General features: G+C 71.4%; 15 protein-coding genes. 9 read left to right on the plus strand and 6 right to left on the minus strand.

From position 1 onward, the window contains the following. Nucleotides 1-7: 7 nt before the first annotated feature. Complete coding sequence (locus F9C41_RS07535; RefSeq protein ID WP_230689401.1) at nucleotides 8-1,183, minus strand: metallophosphoesterase; 1,176 nt, start codon at nucleotides 1,181-1,183, stop codon at nucleotides 8-10. Nucleotides 1,184-1,426: 243 nt separating this feature from the next. Here F9C41_RS07535 and F9C41_RS07540 point away from each other — a divergent pair, with 243 nt between their 5' ends. The 4 genes from F9C41_RS07540 to F9C41_RS07555 all read left to right on the plus strand — a co-directional run bounded on the left by F9C41_RS07540 (nucleotide 1,427) and on the right by F9C41_RS07555 (nucleotide 5,254). Beyond that, nucleotides 1,427-2,266, plus strand: a complete 840-nt coding sequence (locus F9C41_RS07540; protein ID WP_230689402.1) for an NAD-dependent epimerase/dehydratase family protein — start codon at nucleotides 1,427-1,429, stop codon at nucleotides 2,264-2,266. 71 nt (nucleotides 2,267-2,337) lie between these two features. Beyond that, entirely contained in the window at nucleotides 2,338-2,805 is a 468-nt protein-coding gene (locus F9C41_RS07545; RefSeq protein WP_155385915.1) for a hypothetical protein, read from the plus strand. Between the two features lie 153 nt (nucleotides 2,806-2,958). After that, the gene (locus F9C41_RS07550; protein WP_155385916.1) at nucleotides 2,959-4,323 is read left to right on the plus strand and encodes a lysine N(6)-hydroxylase/L-ornithine N(5)-oxygenase family protein; all 1,365 of its coding nucleotides are present in this window, start codon (nucleotides 2,959-2,961) and stop codon (nucleotides 4,321-4,323) included. Between the two features lie 100 nt (nucleotides 4,324-4,423). Next, on the plus strand, nucleotides 4,424-5,254 hold the full coding sequence (locus F9C41_RS07555; RefSeq protein WP_269058902.1) for an SAM-dependent methyltransferase: 831 nt from the start codon (nucleotides 4,424-4,426) through the stop codon (nucleotides 5,252-5,254). 102 nt (nucleotides 5,255-5,356) lie between these two features. Here the strand turns inward: F9C41_RS07555 and F9C41_RS07560 are convergent, their stop codons facing one another. After that, nucleotides 5,357-5,584 carry a hypothetical protein gene (locus F9C41_RS07560; protein ID WP_155385918.1) on the minus strand — a complete coding sequence of 76 codons (228 nt, stop codon included), beginning with the start codon at nucleotides 5,582-5,584 and terminating at the stop codon, nucleotides 5,357-5,359. A 403-nt stretch (nucleotides 5,585-5,987) separates the two neighbouring features. Here F9C41_RS07560 and F9C41_RS07565 point away from each other — a divergent pair, with 403 nt between their 5' ends. Further along, entirely contained in the window at nucleotides 5,988-6,221 is a 234-nt protein-coding gene (locus F9C41_RS07565; protein WP_120322024.1) for a DUF397 domain-containing protein, read from the plus strand. A gap of 82 nt (nucleotides 6,222-6,303) precedes the next feature. After that, nucleotides 6,304-7,182: a helix-turn-helix domain-containing protein gene (locus F9C41_RS07570; RefSeq protein WP_155385919.1), complete on the plus strand. Its 879-nt coding sequence runs from the start codon at nucleotides 6,304-6,306 to the stop codon at nucleotides 7,180-7,182. A 16-nt stretch (nucleotides 7,183-7,198) separates the two neighbouring features. On the opposite strand, the gene F9C41_RS07575 is transcribed toward F9C41_RS07570, so the two are convergent. The 3 genes from F9C41_RS07575 to F9C41_RS07585 all read right to left on the minus strand — a co-directional run bounded on the left by F9C41_RS07575 (nucleotide 7,199) and on the right by F9C41_RS07585 (nucleotide 11,332). Next, the gene (locus F9C41_RS07575; RefSeq protein ID WP_155385920.1) at nucleotides 7,199-8,617 is read right to left on the minus strand and encodes an ATP-binding protein; all 1,419 of its coding nucleotides are present in this window, start codon (nucleotides 8,615-8,617) and stop codon (nucleotides 7,199-7,201) included. Continuing rightward, nucleotides 8,614-10,272, minus strand: a complete 1,659-nt coding sequence (locus F9C41_RS07580) for an NAD(P)/FAD-dependent oxidoreductase (RefSeq protein ID WP_155385921.1) — start codon at nucleotides 10,270-10,272, stop codon at nucleotides 8,614-8,616. The genes F9C41_RS07575 and F9C41_RS07580 overlap by 4 nt, the downstream gene beginning before the upstream one ends. A 79-nt stretch (nucleotides 10,273-10,351) precedes the next feature. Beyond that, nucleotides 10,352-11,332 (minus strand): phosphotransferase family protein, encoded by a 981-nt coding sequence (locus F9C41_RS07585; RefSeq protein WP_155385922.1) that lies wholly within the window; start codon nucleotides 11,330-11,332, stop codon nucleotides 10,352-10,354. A 329-nt stretch (nucleotides 11,333-11,661) separates the two neighbouring features. On the opposite strand from F9C41_RS07585, the gene F9C41_RS07590 reads away from it, so the two are divergent. The 3 genes from F9C41_RS07590 (at nucleotide 11,662) to F9C41_RS07600 (ending at nucleotide 18,107) form a co-directional block, all read left to right on the plus strand. Then, nucleotides 11,662-13,620 (plus strand): cellulase family glycosylhydrolase, encoded by a 1,959-nt coding sequence (locus F9C41_RS07590; RefSeq protein ID WP_155385923.1) that lies wholly within the window; start codon nucleotides 11,662-11,664, stop codon nucleotides 13,618-13,620. A 191-nt stretch (nucleotides 13,621-13,811) separates the two neighbouring features. Then, complete coding sequence (locus F9C41_RS07595) at nucleotides 13,812-16,613, plus strand: glycoside hydrolase family 9 protein (RefSeq protein ID WP_155385924.1); 2,802 nt, start codon at nucleotides 13,812-13,814, stop codon at nucleotides 16,611-16,613. Between the two features lie 234 nt (nucleotides 16,614-16,847). Continuing rightward, complete coding sequence (locus F9C41_RS07600) at nucleotides 16,848-18,107, plus strand: vanadium-dependent haloperoxidase (protein WP_155385925.1); 1,260 nt, start codon at nucleotides 16,848-16,850, stop codon at nucleotides 18,105-18,107. Between the two features lie 45 nt (nucleotides 18,108-18,152). On the opposite strand, the gene F9C41_RS07605 is transcribed toward F9C41_RS07600, so the two are convergent. Then, entirely contained in the window at nucleotides 18,153-19,946 is a 1,794-nt protein-coding gene (locus tag F9C41_RS07605) for a glycoside hydrolase family 15 protein (protein WP_155385926.1), read from the minus strand. Nucleotides 19,947-20,039: the final 93 nt, after the last annotated feature.

A 20,039-nucleotide genomic window follows, 5' to 3' on the forward strand; every position in this document is an offset into this window, starting at 1 on the left:
GGCAGGGTCAGGCGGTGCGGAGGGTGAGTTCGGTGATCTCGCTGGGGGCGAAGACGCGCAGGGGCGGGCCCCAGAAGCCGGTGCCGCGGCTGGTGTAGAGCTGGGTGCGCGCGCCGTGGCGGGACAGGCCCTGCACCGCGGGCTGGTCCAGGCGCACCAGGTAATGGAACGGCCAGATCTGCCCGCCGTGGGTGTGCCCGGAGATCTGCAGGTCGACGCCGTGCGCGACGGCCGCGTCGATCTGCTTCGGCTGGTGCGCGAGCAGCAGCACCGGCAGGTCGGGGTCGGTTCCGGCGAGGGCGGCCGCGTGGTCCATGGAGTGCCCGGTGCGCGAGTGCGAGGCGGTGATGTCGTCGACCCCGGCCACCACCAGGCGGTCGCCGCCGCGCTCCACCACGAGGTGGCGGTTGTGCAGGCACTCCCAGCCCAGGTTCTGCATGTGCGCCAGCCAGCCCTCGGCCTCGCCGTAGTACTCGTGGTTGCCGGTCACGTAGGTGCGGGCCAGCTTGGCGCGGATGTCGCCGAGCGGCGCGGCCTGCGCGGTCCGCTGGGCCACGGTGCCGTCGGCGATGTCGCCGGTGTGGCAGACGATGTCGGGGTCCAGTGCGTTGACCGCTTTGGTCACCCCGGCTGACCAGCGGGAACGCTCGATCGGGCCGTAGTGCGTGTCGGTCAGCAGCACCACCTTGAGACCGTCGAGCCCCTTACCCAGCCGGGGCAGGACCACCTCGACTCGGCGCACCCGAGGCACGCGCATGGCCTCGGCGTACCCCCAGAGGACCAGGACCAGGGCGACCACCGCGACCGCCGCGGCGGTGATGCGGGAACGCAGCGGGTCGGCGACGCCACCGAGCGCCAGCGCGGCCCGCAGCACGTTGCCGAGCAGCGCCCATACGAACAGCACCCAGATCACGCCGAGCGTGGTGTCGGCGATCCGGGATGCCCAGTCCTTGCCGCGGGCGTGACCCTGGAACATCAGCACGGGGAACGCCAGCGCCGCCAGCGCGAACAGGGCGGTGCCGCCGGCGACCACCGGGGTCGGCCAGTGCGCGCCGGCCAGCAGCAGCGTCCACCAGGGCACGCCGAACAGCAGCCCCAGCACGGTGGTCACGGTCAGGCCGAACAGCAGCGGTCGCAGGGACCGCCGTGCCGGGGCGGCCTGTACGGCCTCGCCAGTCGACACGTGTACTCCTCGTTCGAAGGTCGGACTGCCAAGCATGCCACGCTCGGCCAACGACCGCCGACGCTGACTTGAGGCGTTTGTCCGTTTCAGTGGCCGCCGTGCGGGGATCTATAAGAGTGGTGGTCGCTGGAACGACCACCACTCTTATAGATCCAGATCGGGGTGGCCGGGTGCGGGGTGCGCGAGGTCGGCGGGGTAGAACAGTGTCGTGATTATTCGCAGTGGGGTCGGCCGGTGGCATCGGTGAATCGCGTGTTGGTGACCGGGGCGGCAGGCCGCCTCGGTCGGGCCACGCTTGACCTCCTCGCCCGGGAGGGGATCGCCGCCACGGCGCTTGACCTGCACGATCCCGGTGACCTGCCCGCGGCGCGGGTCGTCGTCGGGGACACCGGCGAGGTGAAGGCGGTCCGCGAGGCGCTGGCCGGGGTGGACGCGGTGGTGCACTGCGCCGCGATCCCGTCGCCGACGCTCGGCACGCCGGAGGACGTGTTCTGCGGCAACACCCGCAGCACCTTCGTGGTGCTGGAGGAGGCGGCGCAGGCCGGGGTGACCCGGGCGGTGCTGGCGGGCAGCCAGTCCGCGCTGGGGTTCGCCTGGTCGCCGCAGCCGATCGCACCGCTGTACCTGCCCGTCGACGAGGCGCACCCGCTGCTGGCCGCCGACCCGTACGCGCTGAGCAAGCAGGTCGACGAGCAGATCGGCCAGATGATCGCGCGCCGCTACGGCATGACCGTGGTGACGCTGCGGTTCCCGCTGCTGGGCGGCATGACCGAGCGGCTGCCCACGTTCGCCTCGCACTATCGCGCCGACCCGGTGCAGGGCGCCCGGTCCCTGTGGGCATACCTGGAGGACCGGGACGCGGCGACGGCGAACTGGCTGGCGCTCACCCGGCCGCTGTCCGGCGCTCATGAGATCTTCGTGGCGGCCCCGATCACACTCGCCGCGCTGCCGACCGAGGAGCTGCTCGACCGCTTCCACCCCGGGGTGCCGCGGCGCGCGCCGATGCCGGGCCGCACCGTCCCGTTCGACCTGTCCCTGGCCGACCGCCTGCTCGGCCTGGTCCCGGAGCATCTGTACGCCTGAACCGGGAGCATTTCGTGAAGATCCGGTGCCGAAAGCGTCCTGGCGCCCTGTCGTTGATCAAACTGGGTGGCATGACACCGGACGAGACCAGGATCGCCGCCGCCGCTGACCGGGCGCTGGCCTTCGCCGCACGTGGCCTGCTGATCGGCCTGGCCATGACCGTGCTGCTGGTGGTGGCGGTGGAGGCCGCCGGCGGGATGTCGTCCGGCTACGACGGGGACACGCCGCTGGCCGCCGCGGCCGCTCTGCTCCTGGCCGCGCTGGTGGGGGTAGTGGTCGGCCCGCTGGTCGGCGCGCTGCTGGCCTGGGCGCTGCGGTTGCCGCGGCCGTGGCTGGTCTCGCTGGCGGGCACGGCCGCGGGCGTCCTGCTGCTGTGCGCGGGCGCCGGGTTCGGCATGACGGGCGCGGAGCCGTACTGGCTGCTGCCGGGTTTCCTGCTCACGGTCGCCTATGCCGGGGCTGCGGCGCTGTCCGCGCTCGGCGGCCGGTCCGGCGACGCGACCTCCGGGACGGCGGAGGCTACGCCCACGCGTCTCTGAGGTTCGCCTTGCCTAATTCATCGGCGTGGATGAGAATTCCATTCACGACCTGCGTTGAAAGCGGCCCCGTATTGGCAAGGCCATTGGCGTAGGTTAGCCTAACCTAAGTGCTGGCGAGGAGGCGCGCCGGCGATGCTTAGGAACGGGACCGCAATGACAGAACAATCGTTTGGCGGGGACGTCGTCCATGACATCGTGGGCGTGGGATTCGGTCCGTCCAACCTGGCCCTGGCGATCGCCGCCGCGGAGAGCCCCGCACCGGTGAGCGCGGTCTTCCTGGAACGCCAGGCCGCGTTCGGCTGGCACCGGGGCATGCTGCTCGACGACGCGACGATGCAGGTCTCGTTCATGAAAGACCTGGTGACCCTGCGCAACCCGGCGAGCCGGTTCAGCTTCCTGTGCTACCTGCACAGCCGGGGTCGCCTGATCGACTTCATCAACCACAAGAGCCTGTACCCGTTGCGGGTCGAGTTCCACGACTACCTCGAGTGGGCGGCGGCGCAGGTCAGCGGCATGGTCCGCTATGGGCACGAGGTCGTCGACGTGCACCCGGTGTACGAGCGCGGCCGGGCCGACCACCTGATGGTGGTCGCGCAGGGGCCGCGCACCGCGACGGCGCTGCGGGCGCGCAACGTGGTGTTCGCGACCGGCCTGTCCCCGCAGCTGCCGGACGGCGTCGCGCCGTCGTCGCGGGTCTGGCACAGCCAGGACCTGCTGCACCAGGTCGGCCAGTGGTCCGGCGCGCAGCGCTTCGTGGTGGTCGGCGCGGGTCAGAGCGCGGCCGAGGCGACGGCGTTCCTGCACGACCGCTTCCCGGCGGCCGAGATCTGTGCGGTCTTCTCGCGGTACGGCTACAGCCCGGCCGACGACAGCCCGTTCGCCAACCGCATCTTCGACCCGGGCGCGGTCGACGACTTCTTCACCGCGCCGCCGCAGACCAAGCAGATGCTGCTGGACTACCACCGGAGCACGAACTACTCGGTCGTCGACCTGGACCTCATCAACGACCTCTACCGGCGGGTCTACCAGGAGAAGGTGCTCGGCCAGGAGCGGCTGCGCATCTTCAACGCGAGCCGGATGACCGCGGTGCGCGACGGCGGCGACCGGGTCCAGGTCGAGGTGTCCTCGCTGCTCACCGGCGAGCAGACCACCCTGGACACGGACATCCTGGTGTGCGCCACCGGCTACCGCCAGGCCGATCCGTCGGGGCTGCTCGGGGACCTGGCCGGGCATCTGCGCCGCGACGGCGACGGCCGCCTGGCCGCCGGGCGTGACTACCGCCTGGCCGCCGGATCCGATCTGGCTTGCGGTGTGTACCTGCAGGGCGGCACGGAGCACTCGCACGGCATCACGTCCTCGCTGCTGTCGGCGACCGCGGTGCGGGCGGGGGAGATCCTGCAGTCCGTTCTCGACCACCGCGACGGGCCCGCGGCCACGCTCACCGCGGAGGTGCCGGCTCTGATCACTCGCCCGCGGGCCGCCGCGGCGCAACCGGCCGTCCTGGGTGGAGCACTCTGATGATCTGTGCGTAGCACTTCCGTGGCTGTGGGTGTGGCCTGACGCGACCGCTCGGGTCTATGCTTCCGCTGCATCACCACGACGGTCAATGGAGGCGTCAGTGTCGCAGGGCGGCGGTCCGGGTGCGGGTGGCGAGGAGGTCGCGCCTCCGGGCGTCGACACGAGCACGCCGCACTCGGCGCGGATGTATGACTGGTGGTTGGGCGGCAAGGACAACTTCGCCGCGGACCGGGCCATGGGTGACGCCTTCATCCAGGCGATCCCCACCATCAAGACGATGGCCAAGGAGAACCGGAGGTTCCTCGGCCGCGCGGTGAAGTACCTGGTCGCCGACGCGGGCATCCGGCAGTTCCTCGACATCGGCACCGGCATCCCGACGCGGCCCAACCTGCACGAGGACGCGCAGGCGATCGCGCCGGAGACCCGGGTGGTCTACGTGGACAACGACCCGATCGTGCTTGCCCACGCGCGGGCGCTGCTGGTCAGCTCGGAGCAGGGCCGCAGCGAGTACATCCACGCCGACCTGCGCAAGCCGCAGGAGATCCTGTCCGACCCGGCGCTGCTGCAGACGCTGGACCTGAGCAAGCCCGTGGCGCTGATGATGGTCGCCGTGCTGATGCTGCTCAAGGACGCCGAGGACCCGTGGGGCCACACCCGCGACCTGATGGACGCGCTGCCCTCGGGCAGCTACCTGACCATCACCCATCCGGGCCGCGAGTTCGACGAGGAGGCGATGGAGGTCATCCGCTCCTCGGCCGAGCGCGGCGGTATGACGGTGGTCCCGCGCACCAAGGTGGACGTGGCGCGCTTCTTCGAGGGCTGGGACCTGGTCGAGCCGGGCGTCGTGCCGGTCATGGCCTGGCACCCCGACAGCGATCTCGAGGACCCGAACGGCGCCTTCTACTGGGCGGGCATGGCCCGCAAGCGCTGACCTGCAGACCGGGTTGCCGGTCGTCGTGGACGACCCGCCGCCGGGCGGGGAAGGACGACTCGCACCGTCGTCCATCCCCGCCCGGCGGTGACCTGAGGAGGGTCAGACGTAGCTCAACGCGTCGATCGACAGGTCGATGCGATCGCGCCGGGCGACGTAGCGCGCGGTTCTGATCTCGACTTCCGTGCCGCGCGCCGTGGGCGAGCGGCAGATGACGGTGGCGGCGTGGCTGCTGGCCTCATAGACGATGCCGGCGCGCCACTGGCCGTCGCGGTACACCCAGACCCGGTCGTGGGGCGCGTACGCGTCGGTGGGTACGACGTCGGCCACGGATCGCGAGTCGGGGTGTGTCTTCGGTGGTGCCATGGATCGGGTGTCCTCCTGTGGGGCGGAACAATCCGAACGTGGCTCGTGCCGCGTGTGCCGGCGACTCCCCACGCCCGTGGACAAGGCCGCCTTCGGTCACACCGCGTAGCGCGACGCGCCCGGGAGGTAGCCGCATCCCGAGAAGGCTGAGCCTGCCGGTCCGGGAGGGGTCCGTGCCGTCTGCCCAGGTGGAGGGGGTAGCGCAGCCGAAGGGGTGGCCGACGGTAGCGCTTCCATTGACTGTGTTCGCTTAGCCGACCCCATGATGCACGGCTATCCTGTGCAAAAGCAAGCGCTGATGCACGTGCAGATGATCGTGTCATCTGCACGGGGCGTGACGTTTTCTCTCTGGGGGCGGAGGATCGCGATGACGCACATACACGGCGGGGCACCGGAGCTCGCCGCGATCGCGTGGCGCAAGAGCGTACGCAGTGGAGCTGACGGGAACTGTGTGGAGATCGGCCGGCTGCCCGGGGGGTCGGGCTTCGCCGTACGCCATTCGCGGGATCCGCTGGGGCCGGTGCTGCTCTACACGAGGGCGGAGATGAACGCGTTTCTGCTGGGTGTGTACGACGGCGACTTCGACGATCTACTTTCTTGACCGTTGATTCTCGACAGTCAGCCCGGGCTTTGCGACAGTATGCGCAGGAGTGCACACGGGCGGGCAGGCGGAGGGCGCACGTATGGCGGCAGACCCGGACAGTGGGTCGGGCGGCGGTCCTACCGTGCTGCGCATGCTGCTCGGGGCGCAGCTGCGGCGGTTGCGGGAGTCCCGCGGGATCAGCCGCGAGGACGCGGGCTGGCAGATCCGGGCCTCGGAATCGAAGATCAGCCGGATGGAGCTGGGCCGGGTCGGCTTCAAGGAGCGTGACGTCGCCGACCTGCTCACCTATTACGGGGTGACCGACGAGGCCGAGCGGGAGGCGATGGCCGCCCTGGCCCGGCAGGCCAACGAGCCGGGCTGGTGGCACCAGTACGGCGACGTCTACCCGGCCTGGTTCCAGTCCTATCTCGGCCTGGAGTCCGCCGCGCAGATCATCCGGACCTACGAGGTGCAGTTCGTGCCCGGTCTGCTGCAGACCGCGGAATACGCCCGTGCCGTCATCATGCTCGGCCACGGCGGCAAGCCGGAGCCCGAGGTGCGCCGCCGCGTCGAGCTGCGGATGACCCGGCAGCAGGTCCTGCACCGGCAGCATCCGCCGCACCTGTGGGCCGTGGTCGACGAGGCGGCGCTGCGCCGGCCCGTCGGCGGGCGCGCGGTGATGCGCGGACAGCTCGAAGCGCTGCTGAAGGCGACCAAGCAGCCGAAGGTCACGCTGCAGGTGATGCCCTTCGACAAGGGCGGCCACGCGGCGCACAGCGGCGCGTTCTCGCTGCTGCGCTTCCCCGACCACGACCTGCCCGACGTGGTCTACCTGCAGCAGCTGACCAGCGCGCTCTACCTCGACAAGCGCGAGGACGTCGAGCAGTACGCCGCCGTCATGGAGCAGTTGTGCGTCGACGCGGCGCCGCCCCAGGACACCGCGGGCATCCTGGAGGGCATCCTGCGCGACCTCGACTAGCCGCCGCGGCCGGGTGCTACTCGGCGGGCGCCTCGATCGGCAGCACCACCCGGAAGCGCGTGTCGCCGGGCTCGGAGGTGACCCGGATGTCGCCGTGGTGCTTGTTGACCACGATGCGGTACGAGATGTCCAGGCCCAGCCCGGTGCCCTCGCCGACCGGCTTGGTGGTGAAGAACGGCTCGAAGATGCGCGGCCGGATCCCCGGGTCGATGCCGGGGCCGGTGTCGCCGATCTCGACGAACACGCAGTCGTTGTCCCGCCCGGTGCGGATGGTCAGCGTGCCGGCGCCGTGCATCGCGCCCAGCGCGTTGTCGATGAGGTTGGTCCAGACCTGGTTGAGCTCGGCGGCGTACGCGGGGATCTTCGGCAGCGTGGGGTCCAGCTCCTTCACCACGGTGAGATCCTTGGTGACCTTGCCGGCGAACATCGCCAGCGTCGCCTTGACCAGCTCGTTGACATCGACCACCTGGTACGGCGCGCGGTCCAGCTGCGAGTACTGCTTGGCCGCGGCGACCAGGCCGGAGATGCGGGTGACCGAGTCGTCGATCTCGCCCATCAGCAGCTCGGTCTCCAGGGTGTAGGTCAGCCAGCGCACCGCGGACTCGAAGTTCTCCGCGCCGACCGTGTCGGACACCCGCTCCAGCCACTCCTCGTCGACACCGCCCGCGACCAGCGTCGGGGCGATGTCCCACGCGCCCGTGATGTCGCGCTCCTCCAGCCAGTCGGCCAGCGCGTCCTCGGCGTCGGAGGTCTGCACCGGGGTGAGCTGGGCCGCCCCGTCGATCCGCTTGACCGCCTCCTCCTGCAGGTCGACGAGCTGGCGCAGCCGGGTGCCGTCGAGCCGGCCGTCGGCGATCAGCGACAGCTTGTGCCGCATCCCGGCTACCCGCTGGCGCAGCACGGACGTGGCCCGCACCGCCGCGGCGGCGGGGTTGTTCAGCTCGTGGGTCAGCCCGGCCGACAGCGAGCCCAGGGCCAGCAGGCGTTCGCGCTCGCCGACCAGGGTCTGCATGCTGCGCATGCCGAAGAACAGGCCTTCGAGCAGGTGCATCGCCATCGGGAACCATTCGCGCATCACGGTGCCGAAGTCGGCGGCGGGCAGCACGAAGAACTCGGTGTCGCTGATCGCGACCAGGGAGTGCACGTACTTCTGCGGCACCCGGTCGCCGAGGTATGCCTGGGTGGCGCCGGCGTACACGCCGCGCTGGTCGGTGCGGCTGACCTCGATGCTGTCGCCGTGCACCTGGCGGCTGAGCGCGACGGTGCCCGACAGCAGCACGTAGAAACAGCTGGCCTCGTCGCCCTCGGCGAAGACGGGGCCGGCGGGGATGCACTCGAGGCGGCCGTGCTCGGCCAGCCAGGCGAGCTGGGCGTCGTCGAGCGATTCGAACAGGAACAGCCCGCGTAGCAGCTCGGGGGTGAGTTCGATGGTCACTGCCCCTCCAGGTATCGGTGTACGAGTGAGATGGCCATGGCGCCCTCGCCGACGGCGGAGGCGACGCGCTTGACCGAGTCGGACCGCACGTCGCCGGCGGCGAACACGCCCGGCACGCTGGATTCCAGGTGGTAGGGGTCGCGGTCCAGGCGCCACCCGGCGGGGCGCTTGCCACCGCTGAGCAGGTCGGGCCCGGTCAGCACGAAGCCGTGCTCGTCGCGGGCGAGCACCCCGTTCAGCCAGTCGGTGCCCGGCTCCGCGCCGATGAAGATGAACAGCCAGGACGCGTCGACACTGGTCTGCTCACCGGTCCGGGTGTCGACCAGGGTGAGGTGCTCCAGGTGGTCGTCGCCGCCGCCCTCGCGGACCTGGGTGAACGGGTGCACGGTGATGTTCTCGATCGCCTCGATCTGGTCGATCAGGTAGCGCGACATGGAGCGGCGCAGGTCCTCGCCGCGGATCAGCATGTGCACGCGGCTGGCGTACCGGGAGAAGTAGACGGCGGCCTGGCCCGCCGAGTTGGCCCCACCGACGATGTAGACGTCCTGGTCCTTGCAGCCGGGCGCCTCGGTGGCCGCCGAGCCGTAGTACACGCCGCGGCCGGTCAGGTCGGCGCAGCCGGGCACGTCGAGCATCCGGTACGACACGCCGGTGGCCAGCACAACGCTGTGCGCGGCGATGCGGCTGCCGTCGGCGAAGTGCACCACCCGGGCCGAGCCGCAGGTCTCCAGCGCGGTGACCTCGCGGGCCGACAGCAGCTCCGCGCCGAACTTCAGCGCCTGGCGCCGGGCCCGCTCGGTGAGCTGCGCGCCGGAGACGCCGTCGGGGAAGCCGAGGTAGTTCTCGATGCGGCTGCTCTGCCCGGCCTGCCCGCCGGTCGCGCGCCGCTCGACGAGCACGGTGCGCAGGCCCTCGGAGGCGGCGTACACGGCCGAGCCGAGCCCGGCGGGGCCCGCCCCGACGACGATCACGTCGTAGAAGTCGGAGGCCGGGTTGGTGGTCAGGCCGATGTTGCCGGCCAGCTCGGCCTCGTTGGGCTGGACCAGCGCCTTGCCCTCGGCGGTCACCACCAGCGGCACGTCGTCGGCGGTCAGCCCGGCCGCGGCCAGCAGGCGCGCGCCCTCCGGGTCGTCGGCGACGTACCAGCGGAACGGGACCAGGTTGCGGGCCAGGAAGTCGCGGATCTTGTAAGAGTGCGCGGACCAGCGGTGGCCCACCACGCGAAGTTCGGCCGTGGCCGCGTCGGGGGTCGCCAGCCAGGACTGCAGCAGGTCGTCCACCACGGGGTAGAGGTGCTCCTCAGGCGGGTTCCACGGCTTGAGCAGGTAATGGTCCAGGTCGACCAGGTTGATCGCGTTGATCGCCGCGTCGGTGTCGGCGTACGCGGTCAGCAGCACCCGGCGGGCGCGAGGGTAGAGGTCCATCGCCGATTCCAGGAACTCGATGCCGTTCATCTGCGGCATCCGGTAGTCCGCCAGCAGCACGGCCACCTGCTGCCCGCGCAGTTTCAGCTCGCGCAGGGCGTCGAGGGCCTCGGTGCCCGAACTCGCCCGCACCACCCGGTAGTTCTCGCCGTAATGCCGGCGCAGGTCACGCGCCACCGCGCGGGAGACGTTCGGGTCGTCGTCCACGGTCAGGATCGCCGGAGTGCTCATGTCACCTATCAAAACACCTTCGGCGGCCGTTTCCATGGCGTGTTGATCACAATGACACCGCCGGTCACATCTGTAACTTTCATGCCGCGGCGAGGCGGTCGAGATCGGCGGCCAGCTGTCCACCGGCCATGGCGAGCAGTTCGGCGTTCTCCTTCTCGGGGTAGCCGCGCACGGCCGTCTCGGCGACCAGGATCAGCCACAGGTAGATCCGGTACAGGGTGAGGCGGGTCTGCTCGTCGGCGGTCAGCGGCCGGCCCAGGAAGCCGTCGATCGCCGCCGCGGCCTGCTCCTCGGGAATCCACGTCGCCAGCGAGACCAGCTCGGCGATCGGGTCGCCGTAGAAGGCCCGCTCGCCGTCGATGATGGCCTCGACCCGCCAGCCGTCGCCGTCGGCCAGCACGAACACGTTGCCGTCCCACAGGTCGAAGTGCACCAGCGCGGGCGCGGTCACCGCGTCGAGCAGCGGCGCGTGGCGTGCGACCAGCTCGCGGATCTCCTCGGCGGGCCGGGCCAGCGGCCGGTCGGTGGCCGTCGCGTCGGCCAGGATGTCGTCGACGAAGCACAGGAACGACTCCCGCCAGGACGCCGAGCGGGTGCGCCCGTCGCGGCGCGGGTAGCCGAAGCGCTCGCCGGTGACGGCGGTGACGGCCGCGGCGATGCGGCCCAGTTCACGGCGCACCGCGAGCACGTGCTCGGCGGCCATGGTCTGCTTGGCCTGCTCGAAGGACACCCCGCGCAGCCGGTCCATGACCATGACCCCGCCCTCGGCGTCGGCGTGCCACATCTTCGGCAGCGGCACGCCCGCCGCGGCGGCCCGCTCGAAGAACTCGATCTCGGTGTGCATCAGGTCGACCTCGTAGGTCAGCATCGTCAGCCCCTTTTCCGGCGCGACCTTGAGCACCACCTCGCGGCCGTCGGACAGGCGCACGGCGTGGGCGGCGTTGAAGAAGCCGTCGGTGAACTCCTCGTGCCCCTCGACGGCCGTGTGTTCGCCCAGGCCCTGCCGGATCAGGCGGGCGATGTCGGCTTCGGACAGGACGGGCTTGGTGATGCTGCGCATGGGTCGGATGGTGCCGTGAGAGCGCTTCCCATTGCAAGGTCCATCGACCCGTCGGGGCACGGGATTGACGGAGACTGTTGCGTCCGGGTTACGGGAGCCTTACGCTCCAACACAAATGGGAGCGCTCCCGTTCACTGTCCTCGATGTCTGGTCCACTCCGGATGCTCGTCGGCAGGGATCGCGAGCCGGTAACTCCGCCCAGGTGGGCGGCCCGTGCCACCCCCGGTGCCCGCCGGGGGAGCGGGCAGGTCCGGCCCGTGCCTGGGAGCGCTCCCGACCTGCGGCGGCCACCGATCGCCGACCGCACCACCGCTTCCGGAAGGTTCTCCATGGCACTCAGTAGGAAGGCGGGGATCCGCAGGCGACTGCGCATCCCCCTCGCGCTGGCCACGCTGGCCACCACGCTGGCGGCCGGCGCGGCCGTGCTCGCCCCGACCACCGCCGCCGCCGCGGTGCCGGAGAAGGACTGGCTGCACGTCCAGGGCAACAAGGTGGTCGACGAGGCCGGCAACGAGGTCTGGCTGACCGGCGTCAACTGGTTCGGCTTCAACGCCTCCGAGCGGGTCTTCCACGGCCTGTGGTCGGGCAACATCACCACCATCACCAAGGGCATGGCCGACCGCGGCATCAACCTCGTCCGCGTGCCGATCTCCACCCAGCTGCTGCTGGAGTGGAAGAACGGCCAGACGGTCGCCGCGCCGAACGTGAACACGTATGCCAACCCCGAGCTGGCCGGCAAGAACAACCTGCAGATCTGGGACTACTGGCTGCAGCTGTGCGAGCAGTACGGCATCAAGGTCATGCTCGACGTGCACAGCGCCGAGGCCGACAACTCCGGTCACATCCACCCGGTGTGGTGGAAGGGCACGATCACGGTCGAGCAGTTCTACCAGGCGTGGGAGTGGGTGACCAACCGGTACAAGACCAACGACACCATCGTCGCGATGGACATCAAGAACGAGCCGCACGGCACCCCCAACCAGCCCCCGCGGGCCAAGTGGGACAACAGCACCGACCAGGACAACTTCAAGTACGCCTGCGAGACCGCGGGCAAGCGCATCCTGGCGATCAACCCGAACGTGCTGATCCTGTGCGAGGGCATCGAGGTCTATCCGCGCCCCGGTGAGACCTGGAGCTCCCCGAACACCGACCCGGACCTGACGCCCAACTACTTCTACAACTGGTGGGGCGGCAACCTGCGCGGGGTCCGCACCAACCCGGTCAACCTGGGCGCCAACCAGGACCAGCTGATGTACTCCCCGCACGACTACGGCCCGCTGGTCTATGAGCAGCCGTGGTTCCAGGGCACGTTCGACAAGACCTCGCTGACCAACGACGTGTGGCGGCCGAACTGGTTCTACATCCACGAGGACGGCATCGCGCCGCTGCTGATCGGCGAGTGGGGCGGCCGCCTGGGCCAGGACGCCCGCCAGGACAAGTGGATGACCGCGCTGCGTGACCTGATCGTGCAGTACCGCCTGCACCAGACGTTCTGGGTGCTCAACCCGAACTCCGGCGACACCGGCGGCCTGCTGCTCGACGACTGGGCCACCTGGGACACCGCCAAGTACAACCTGCTCAAGCCGGCGCTGTGGCAGCACCAGGGCAAGTTCGTCAGCCTCGACCACCAGGTCCGGCTCGGCGGCGCGACCAGCACCACGGGCTACAACCTGGCCGACGTGTACGGCGGCGGGGGCACCGGCGGCGACACCATCGCCCCGTCCGCGCCCGGCAACCCGTCCGTCACCGGCGTCACCAGCAGCTCGGTGTCGCTGTCCTGGGGCGCGGCCACCGACAACGTCGGCGTCACCGCGTACGAGGTCTACCGCGCCGGGACCAAGGTGGCGACGGTCTCCGGGTTGACCTACACCGACACGGGGCTGTCCGCGTCGACCGCGTACCAGTACACGGTGCGGGCGCGGGACGCCGCGGGCAACGTCTCGGCGGCGTCGGCGGCGGTCACCGGCACCACGTCCGGGGGCGGCGGAGGCGGCGGCAGCGGCTGCACCGCGACCATGCGGGTGATCGGCTCCTGGCAGGGCGGCATGCAGGGCGAGGTGACCGTCACCAACACCAGCACCATGACGTCGGCGGCCTGGTCGGTCGTGCTGAACATCCCGGCCACGCTCACCATCAGCAACCTGTGGAACGGCAACCGGACCGGCAACACGGTCACCAACGCGCCGCACAACGGCTCGCTGGCCCCGGCGACGAGCACGACCTTCGGGTTCGTCGCCAGCGGCTCCGGCTCGGTCACCGTGACCAGCTGCGCCATCGCCGTGCCGTGACCACCCCGGCCGGCGGTGGGCCCCTCCCCGCCGCCGGCCGGTCCGCCGCCTGTCCGAAGCGGCCCGTCAGAGCTTCGCGCCCTGACCCGTGGCCCGGCCGGGCCGCCCGGCCCGCGGAATGCGCCGTCCTCCCCCGGCGCGTTCCGCGGGCGTGGGAACACCGACCATCCAGCCGATCACCGGAGTCAACGATGAGACGCCCCACCTACCGGCGGCTTCGCCTGGTGCTCGCCACCGCGGCCGCCGCCCTCCTGCTCCCGTTGCCCGCCGCGCCCGCGGCGGCCGACGTCGACACCAGCCCCGTGCGGGTCAACCAGATCGGCTACCTCACCGGCGCCGACAAGATCGCCACCGTGGTCACCACGGGTGGCGCCCGTGCCTGGCAGGTGCGCCAGGCCGCCGGCGGCGCCGTCGTCGCGTCCGGCACCACCACCGTGTACGGCAGCGACCGCGCCTCCGGCGACACCGTGCACCAGGCCGACTTCAGCGCGCTGAGCACGCCCGGCGACTACGTGCTGTGGGTCGACGGGGTCGGCACCAGCGTGCCGTTCACCGTCTCGGCGTCCTCGCTCTACCCGGCCCTGGGCCGCGAGGCGATGCAGTACTTCTACTTCCACCGCATGGGCGCGCCCGTCGAGGGCCAGTTCCTGCAGAATGCCGGGCACGCCCACGCCGCGCTGCACCCCGGCGACGAGTCGGTGCCCTGCTACAACAGCTGGTGCGGCAGCCAGCGCCTGAACGTCCGCTACTCCTGGGCCGACGCCGGCGACTTCGGCATCTACGCGGTCAACCACGCGGTGTCGGCGTGGACGCTGCTCAACCTGCTGGAGCGGGAACCTGCCGCGTACGGCGACGGGTCGCTGGCGATCCCCGAGCGGGCCAACGGCCGGCCGGACCTGCTGGACGAGGTCGAGTTCGGCTCGCGCTGGATGGCGGGCCTGCTGCCGTCGACCGGCCTGGCCTCGCACAAGGTGCACAACCACGCCTGGAGCGCGTTCCCGGTGACCTCGGTCGACGCCGAGAACGGGCTGACCCGCTCGGCGATGGGGCCGTCGACGAACGCGACGTACGCCGTGGCGCGGACCAACGCGCAGATTGCGCGGGTGCTGGCACCGTATGACGCGGCGCGCGCGGCGACGCTGTGGGGTATCGCCAAGGACGCCTGGACCAGGGCTGAGGCGCAGCCGAACGTGGACTACAACACCGCCTCCGACGCCGAGGGCGGCGGCGACTACGGCGACACCAAGAACAGCGACGACCGCTACGCCGCCGCGGCCGAGCTGTACCTGACCGCACTCAAGCGCAGCGACACCGCGCTGTCGAGCTACCGCAGCGCGGTGTCCGGCTCGCCGCACTACCGGGAGATGGGGCAGTTCGACTGGGCCGAGGTCGCCGCGACCGGGACCCTGTCACTGGTCAGCGTGTCCAACGACCTGCCCGCCGCGGACCTGGCCACGATGCGCGCGAACGTGCGCTCCTTCGCGGACCAGATCGTCACCACGCTGCGCGGCGAGGGCTACCCGTCGCTGATCGGCGGCGCGTCGGCGTACCCGTGGGGCTCGAACTCGTTCATCGCCAACCGGATGCTGGTGCTCGGCGTCGCCTATGACGACTCGGGCAGCCTGGCCTACCTCAAGGCGATGAACCGGGCCATGGACTACCTGATGGGCAACAACGCGATGCGCCTGTCGTATGTCACCGGCTACGGCGAGTACGCCGAGACCGACCTGCACGACCGCTGGGCGTGGGGGAAGTACCCCGGGCTGGCGTACCCGAAGGGCTGGCTGGCCGGCGGGCCGAACAACGAGCTGATCAACGACCCGGCCACGCCCACCGGCCGCCCGGCGGCGAAGTCCTACGCGCCGAAGAACACCGCGCCCGACGCGTGGGGCTCCAAGGAGAACACCGTCAACTGGAACGCCCCGCTGGTCTGGGTGGCCACCCACCTCGACCGGAACGCGGCCGACCTGCCCGGCGGCACCCCGCCGGTGGACGTCACCCCGCCGACCGTGCCCGCCAACCTGCGGGTCACCGCGACGTCGGCGACGACGGTCTCGCTGGCCTGGGACGCGTCCACCGACAACGTCGGCGTCGCCGGCTACGACGTCTACCGCGGCACGGTCAAGGTCGGCACGCCGACCGGCACGTCCCACACCGACACCGGTCTGACCCCGTCGACCGGGTATCAGTTCACGGTGCGGGCGCGCGATGCGGGCGGCTACGTCTCGGGCGCGTCGACGGCGGTGACCGCGACGACCCAGGGCGGCGACGTGGTGCCGCCCGCGACCCCGGCGAACCTGCGGGTCACCGCGGCGGGCAGCAGCACGCTCACCATCACCTGGGACCCGGTGCCGACCGCGGTGTCCTACGCCGTGCGGCGCGGCACCGTCCAGGTGGCGGTGGTGACCGGGACCTCGTACACCGACACCGGGCTGAGCCCGAGCACGGCCTACACGTACACGGTGCAGGCCCGCAACGCCGCCGGTGACGCGTCGGTGTGGTCACCGCCGATCACCGCCACCACGTCCGCCCCGCCGACCGGCGGCGGGCTGACGGTCCGCTACAAGAACAACGACGGCTCGCCGACGGACAACTCGATCCGGTTCGGACTGCAGCTCGTCAACAGCGGCACCGCCGCGATCGGCCTGACCACGGTCACCGCCCGCTACTACCTGACCCGGGACGGGGCGGCGGGCGTGACGGCGTACTGCGACTGGGCCCAGATCGGCTGCGCCAACGTGCGAGCCACCGTGGTGAGCCTGCCCAGCCCGGTGGCCGGTGCGGACACCTACGTCGAGGTCGCCTTCACCGGCGGCACGCTCGCCGCGGGCGCGTCGACCGGCGAGATTCAGCTACGCCTGCACAAGGCCGACTGGAGCCCGTTCAACGAGGTCGGCGACTACAGCCGGGGCACCAACACCGCGTTCGCGGACGCGCCCACCATCCCCGGATACGCGGGCGGCGTGCTCTCCTGGGGCACCCCGCCGGCGTGACCGGCCCGCCCGAGGGCTCCCCCCGCCAGGGGAGCCCTCGGGCTCCTCGCCGCCGTCCCAGCGGCGCAGGCGTTGCGCACGGCGGTCCGAGCGATGGGAGCGCCGGCAGGTGGCTGACCTGCATCTTTCCGGTGAACTGTCGGCACGGCCTGTTCGTTTTCCGGTCATAAGGCTGCACAATGGACACGTTGCTGCCGGCCCATCCGGGGCGGGCACGTGCCCTCGGGAGTGTCCATGCGGCTCCGAGTCCGCCGTTCCGGCGCTGTCCTCACCGTCCTCGCCGCGGCAGGTGCGGCCCTCGTTCCCGCCGGCGCGCCCGCGGTCGCCGTGTCCGCGGCCAACGCGGTCGTGGTGTGGAACCAGCACACCGAGGACGCGATCCGCAACGCCGGACCGTTCGTGCCGCACGTCGCCCTGATCAACCGCGCCATGGTGCACGGCGCGGTCTACGACGCGGTCAACGGCATCGCCCGCACCCACCGGCCGTACCTGGTGCAGGTCGACGCGCAGCCCGGCGACTCGGTCGACGCCGCCGCGGCCACCGCGGCCTTCCGGATGCTGACGCACCTGTTCCCGGCCCAGTCCGCGGCGCTGCAGGGCAAGTACGACACCGCGCTCGCGGCGGTGCCCGACGGTCCCGCCAAGCTGGGCGGGATCACCGACGGCGAGCAGGCCGCGACCGCGATGATCGAGGCGCGCACCGGGGACGGGCGCGGCGGCCCGGCCGACGTGGTGATCGGCACCGAGCCGGGGCAGTGGCGGCCCACGCCGCCCGCGTTCGCGATCGACCCGGCGCCGTGGGCGGGCGACGTGAAGCCGTTCCTCGTCCCCGACGTGGCGGCGCTGCGCTCGGGCGGCCCGAACCCACTGACCAGCGCGGCATACGCGGAGGAGTTCAACGAGGTCAAGTCGGTCGGCTCGCGCACCAGCACCACCCGCACCGCCGACCAGACCGACGCGGCCCGCTGGTGGGCCGCGGTGCCGCAGGAGGCGATGCTGCGCGCGCTGGCCACCGGCCACGGGCTGTCCGCCGCCGCCAGCGCGCGGCTGTTCGCGCAGGTCGGCCTGTCCACCGCGGACGCCGTGATCGCCTGCCACAACGACAAGGCGCACTGGAAGTCCTGGCGGCCGGTCACCGCGATCCACGAGGCCGCGAACGACGGCAACCCGGCCACCGCGCCCGACCCCTCCTGGGTCCCGCTGCTGGACACCCCGCCCTGGTACGAGCACTCGTCCGGGCACTCCTGCAACATCTCCGCCTGGTCCTACGCGCTGACCGACTTCTTCGGCACCGACAAGGTCGCCTTCTCCGGCTTCAACGCGGTCACCGGCACCACCCGCAGCTTCACCCGGTTCTCCCAGGCCCGCAAGGAGATCATCGACGCCCGGGTGTGGGCCGGCATCCACTTCCGCACCGCCGACCACCACGGTGCGGTCATCGGCAAGAAGGTCGCCTACTACGGCGCCAAGCACTACTTCCAGCCGGTCCGCTGACCACCGGTTCCCTCATCCGGCCCCCGTCCGGATGAGGGAATCGGGTCACTCGCGGGGCCGGTTCTCCGCCGGCCCCATCGCGTCGGCGAGGTGGCGGGCGGTGTCGATCAGCGGCACGTGGCTGAACGCCTGCGGGAAGTTGCCGACCTGGCGGCGCGCGTCCGAGTCGTACTCCTCGGCCAGCAGGCCCACGTCGTTGCGCAGGTCGAGCAGCCGCTCGAACAGTTCGCGGGCCTCGTCGACCCGCCCCATCAGGGCGTAGTTCTGCGCCAGCCAGAACGTGCAGGCCAGGAAGGAGCCCTCGCCGGGCGGCAGCCCGTCCACGGTGGACCCCGGGTGCTGGGTGTAGCGCTGCACGAAACCGTCCTTCATCAGCTCGCGCTCGATCGCGGCGACCGTGCCGCGCACCCGCTCGTCGGTGGCGGGCAGGAAGCCGACCAGCGGCATCATCAGCAGCGACGCGTCCAGCTCCGCGGAGCCGTAGAACTGCGTGAACGTCTTGCGGCGCGGATCCCAGCCCTTGTCGAGGATGTCGGCCCGGATCTGCTCGCGCAGCTCGCGCCAGTGCTCCACCGGGCCGGTCTGGTCGAACTGCTCGGCGTCCTTGACCGCGCGGTCGGCCGCGACCCAGGCCATCAGCTTGGAGTGGGTGAACTGCTGCGCCCCGCCGCGCACCTCCCAGATGCCGTCGTCGGGCCGGGTCCAGTTCTCCGACACGAAGCTCATCAGCGCCCGCTGCAGGTCCCAGGTGTGCTGGTCGTATTCCAGCCCGGCCTTGCGGGCCTGGTGCAGCGCGTCCATGACCTCGCCGTACACGTCGAGCTGGAACTGCTCGGAGGCGGCGTTGCCGATGCGGACCGGCTTGCCGCAGTAGCCGGGCAGCCACTCCGCGATGCGCTCGGTGAGCAGGCGCTCGCCCGCGACGCCGTACATGATCTGCAGCTGGGACGGGTCGCCCGCGATGGCCCGCAGCAGCCAGGCCCGCCAGGCCCGTGCCTCGTCGACGAACCCGGCGTACATCAGCGACTGCAGGGTGATGGTGGCGTCGCGCAGCCAGCAGTAGCGGTAGTCCCAGTTGCGCACCCCGCCCAGCTCCTCGGGCAGTGAGGTGGTCGCCGCGGCGACGATGCCGCCGGTCGGGCCGTAGGTCAGGCCCTTGAGGGTGAGCAGTGAGCGGACCACGGCCTCGCGCCAGGGCCCCTCGTAGGTGCAGCCCGCGATCCACTCCTCCCAGTAGGAGACCGTGCCCTCCAGGGCCACGATCGGGTCCACCGGGTGCGGGGTGGGCAGGTGCGACTCGCGCCAGGTCAGCACGAACGGCACGTGGAACCCCGCGCCGACGCTGAAGTCGGCGACCGTGGACAGGTTCTCCCCGTGCAGCGCGACCGGGGTGCGCAGCCACACCGCGTCCGGCCCGGCGATGGCGACCGTGTCGGTGTCGACGCGGCGCACCCAGGGCACCACGTGCCCGTAGTCGAAGCGCAGCCGCAGGTCCATCCGCATCGGCACCCGGCCGTGCACGCCCTCGACGATGCGCACCACGTCGGCGGCCTCGCCGCGCGGCGGCATGAAGTCGACCAGCCGCACGGTGCCCTCGTCGGTGTCGAACTCCGTCTCCAGCACGAGGGTGTCCCCGCGGTAGCGCCGCCGCACCGCGCGCACCGGCGTCGCCGGGGCGATCTGCCAGCGGCCGTGGTCGGGGTCGCCGAGCAGCGCCGCGAAGATCGCGCCGGAGTCGAACCTGGGCAGGCACAGCCAGTCGATCGACCCGTCGTTGCCGACGAGCGCAGCGGTCTGGGTGTCGCCGATGACCGCGTAGTCCTCGATGCGAAGTGGCATGGCAACGACGGTACCCCCGTCACGGCCCGCGAAACGGTTCCGATCCCGACCGCCCCTGTCGCATTGTCGTCGCAGGTCAAGATGGACTTGAGC

Source organism: Catellatospora paridis (assembly GCF_009720365.1).
Lineage (GTDB): Bacteria > Actinomycetota > Actinomycetes > Mycobacteriales > Micromonosporaceae > Catellatospora > Catellatospora paridis.

Bases quoted from the DNA above. Each gene is read 5' to 3' on its own strand.
- F9C41_RS07545 (WP_155385915.1), top strand. From the start codon at position 2,338: ATGACACCGGACGAGACCAGGATCGCCGCCGCCGCTGACCGGGCGCTG.
- F9C41_RS07550 (WP_155385916.1), top strand. From the start codon at position 2,959: ATGACAGAACAATCGTTTGGCGGGGACGTCGTCCATGACATCGTGGGC.
- F9C41_RS07565 (WP_120322024.1), top strand. From the start codon at position 5,988: ATGACGCACATACACGGCGGGGCACCGGAGCTCGCCGCGATCGCGTGG.
- F9C41_RS07570 (WP_155385919.1), top strand. From the start codon at position 6,304: ATGGCGGCAGACCCGGACAGTGGGTCGGGCGGCGGTCCTACCGTGCTG.
- F9C41_RS07580 (WP_155385921.1), bottom strand. From the start codon at position 10,272: ATGAGCACTCCGGCGATCCTGACCGTGGACGACGACCCGAACGTCTCC.
- F9C41_RS07585 (WP_155385922.1), bottom strand. From the start codon at position 11,332: ATGCGCAGCATCACCAAGCCCGTCCTGTCCGAAGCCGACATCGCCCGC.
- F9C41_RS07590 (WP_155385923.1), top strand. From the start codon at position 11,662: ATGGCACTCAGTAGGAAGGCGGGGATCCGCAGGCGACTGCGCATCCCC.
- F9C41_RS07595 (WP_155385924.1), top strand. From the start codon at position 13,812: ATGAGACGCCCCACCTACCGGCGGCTTCGCCTGGTGCTCGCCACCGCG.
- F9C41_RS07600 (WP_155385925.1), top strand. From the start codon at position 16,848: ATGCGGCTCCGAGTCCGCCGTTCCGGCGCTGTCCTCACCGTCCTCGCC.
- F9C41_RS07605 (WP_155385926.1), bottom strand. From the start codon at position 19,946: ATGCCACTTCGCATCGAGGACTACGCGGTCATCGGCGACACCCAGACC.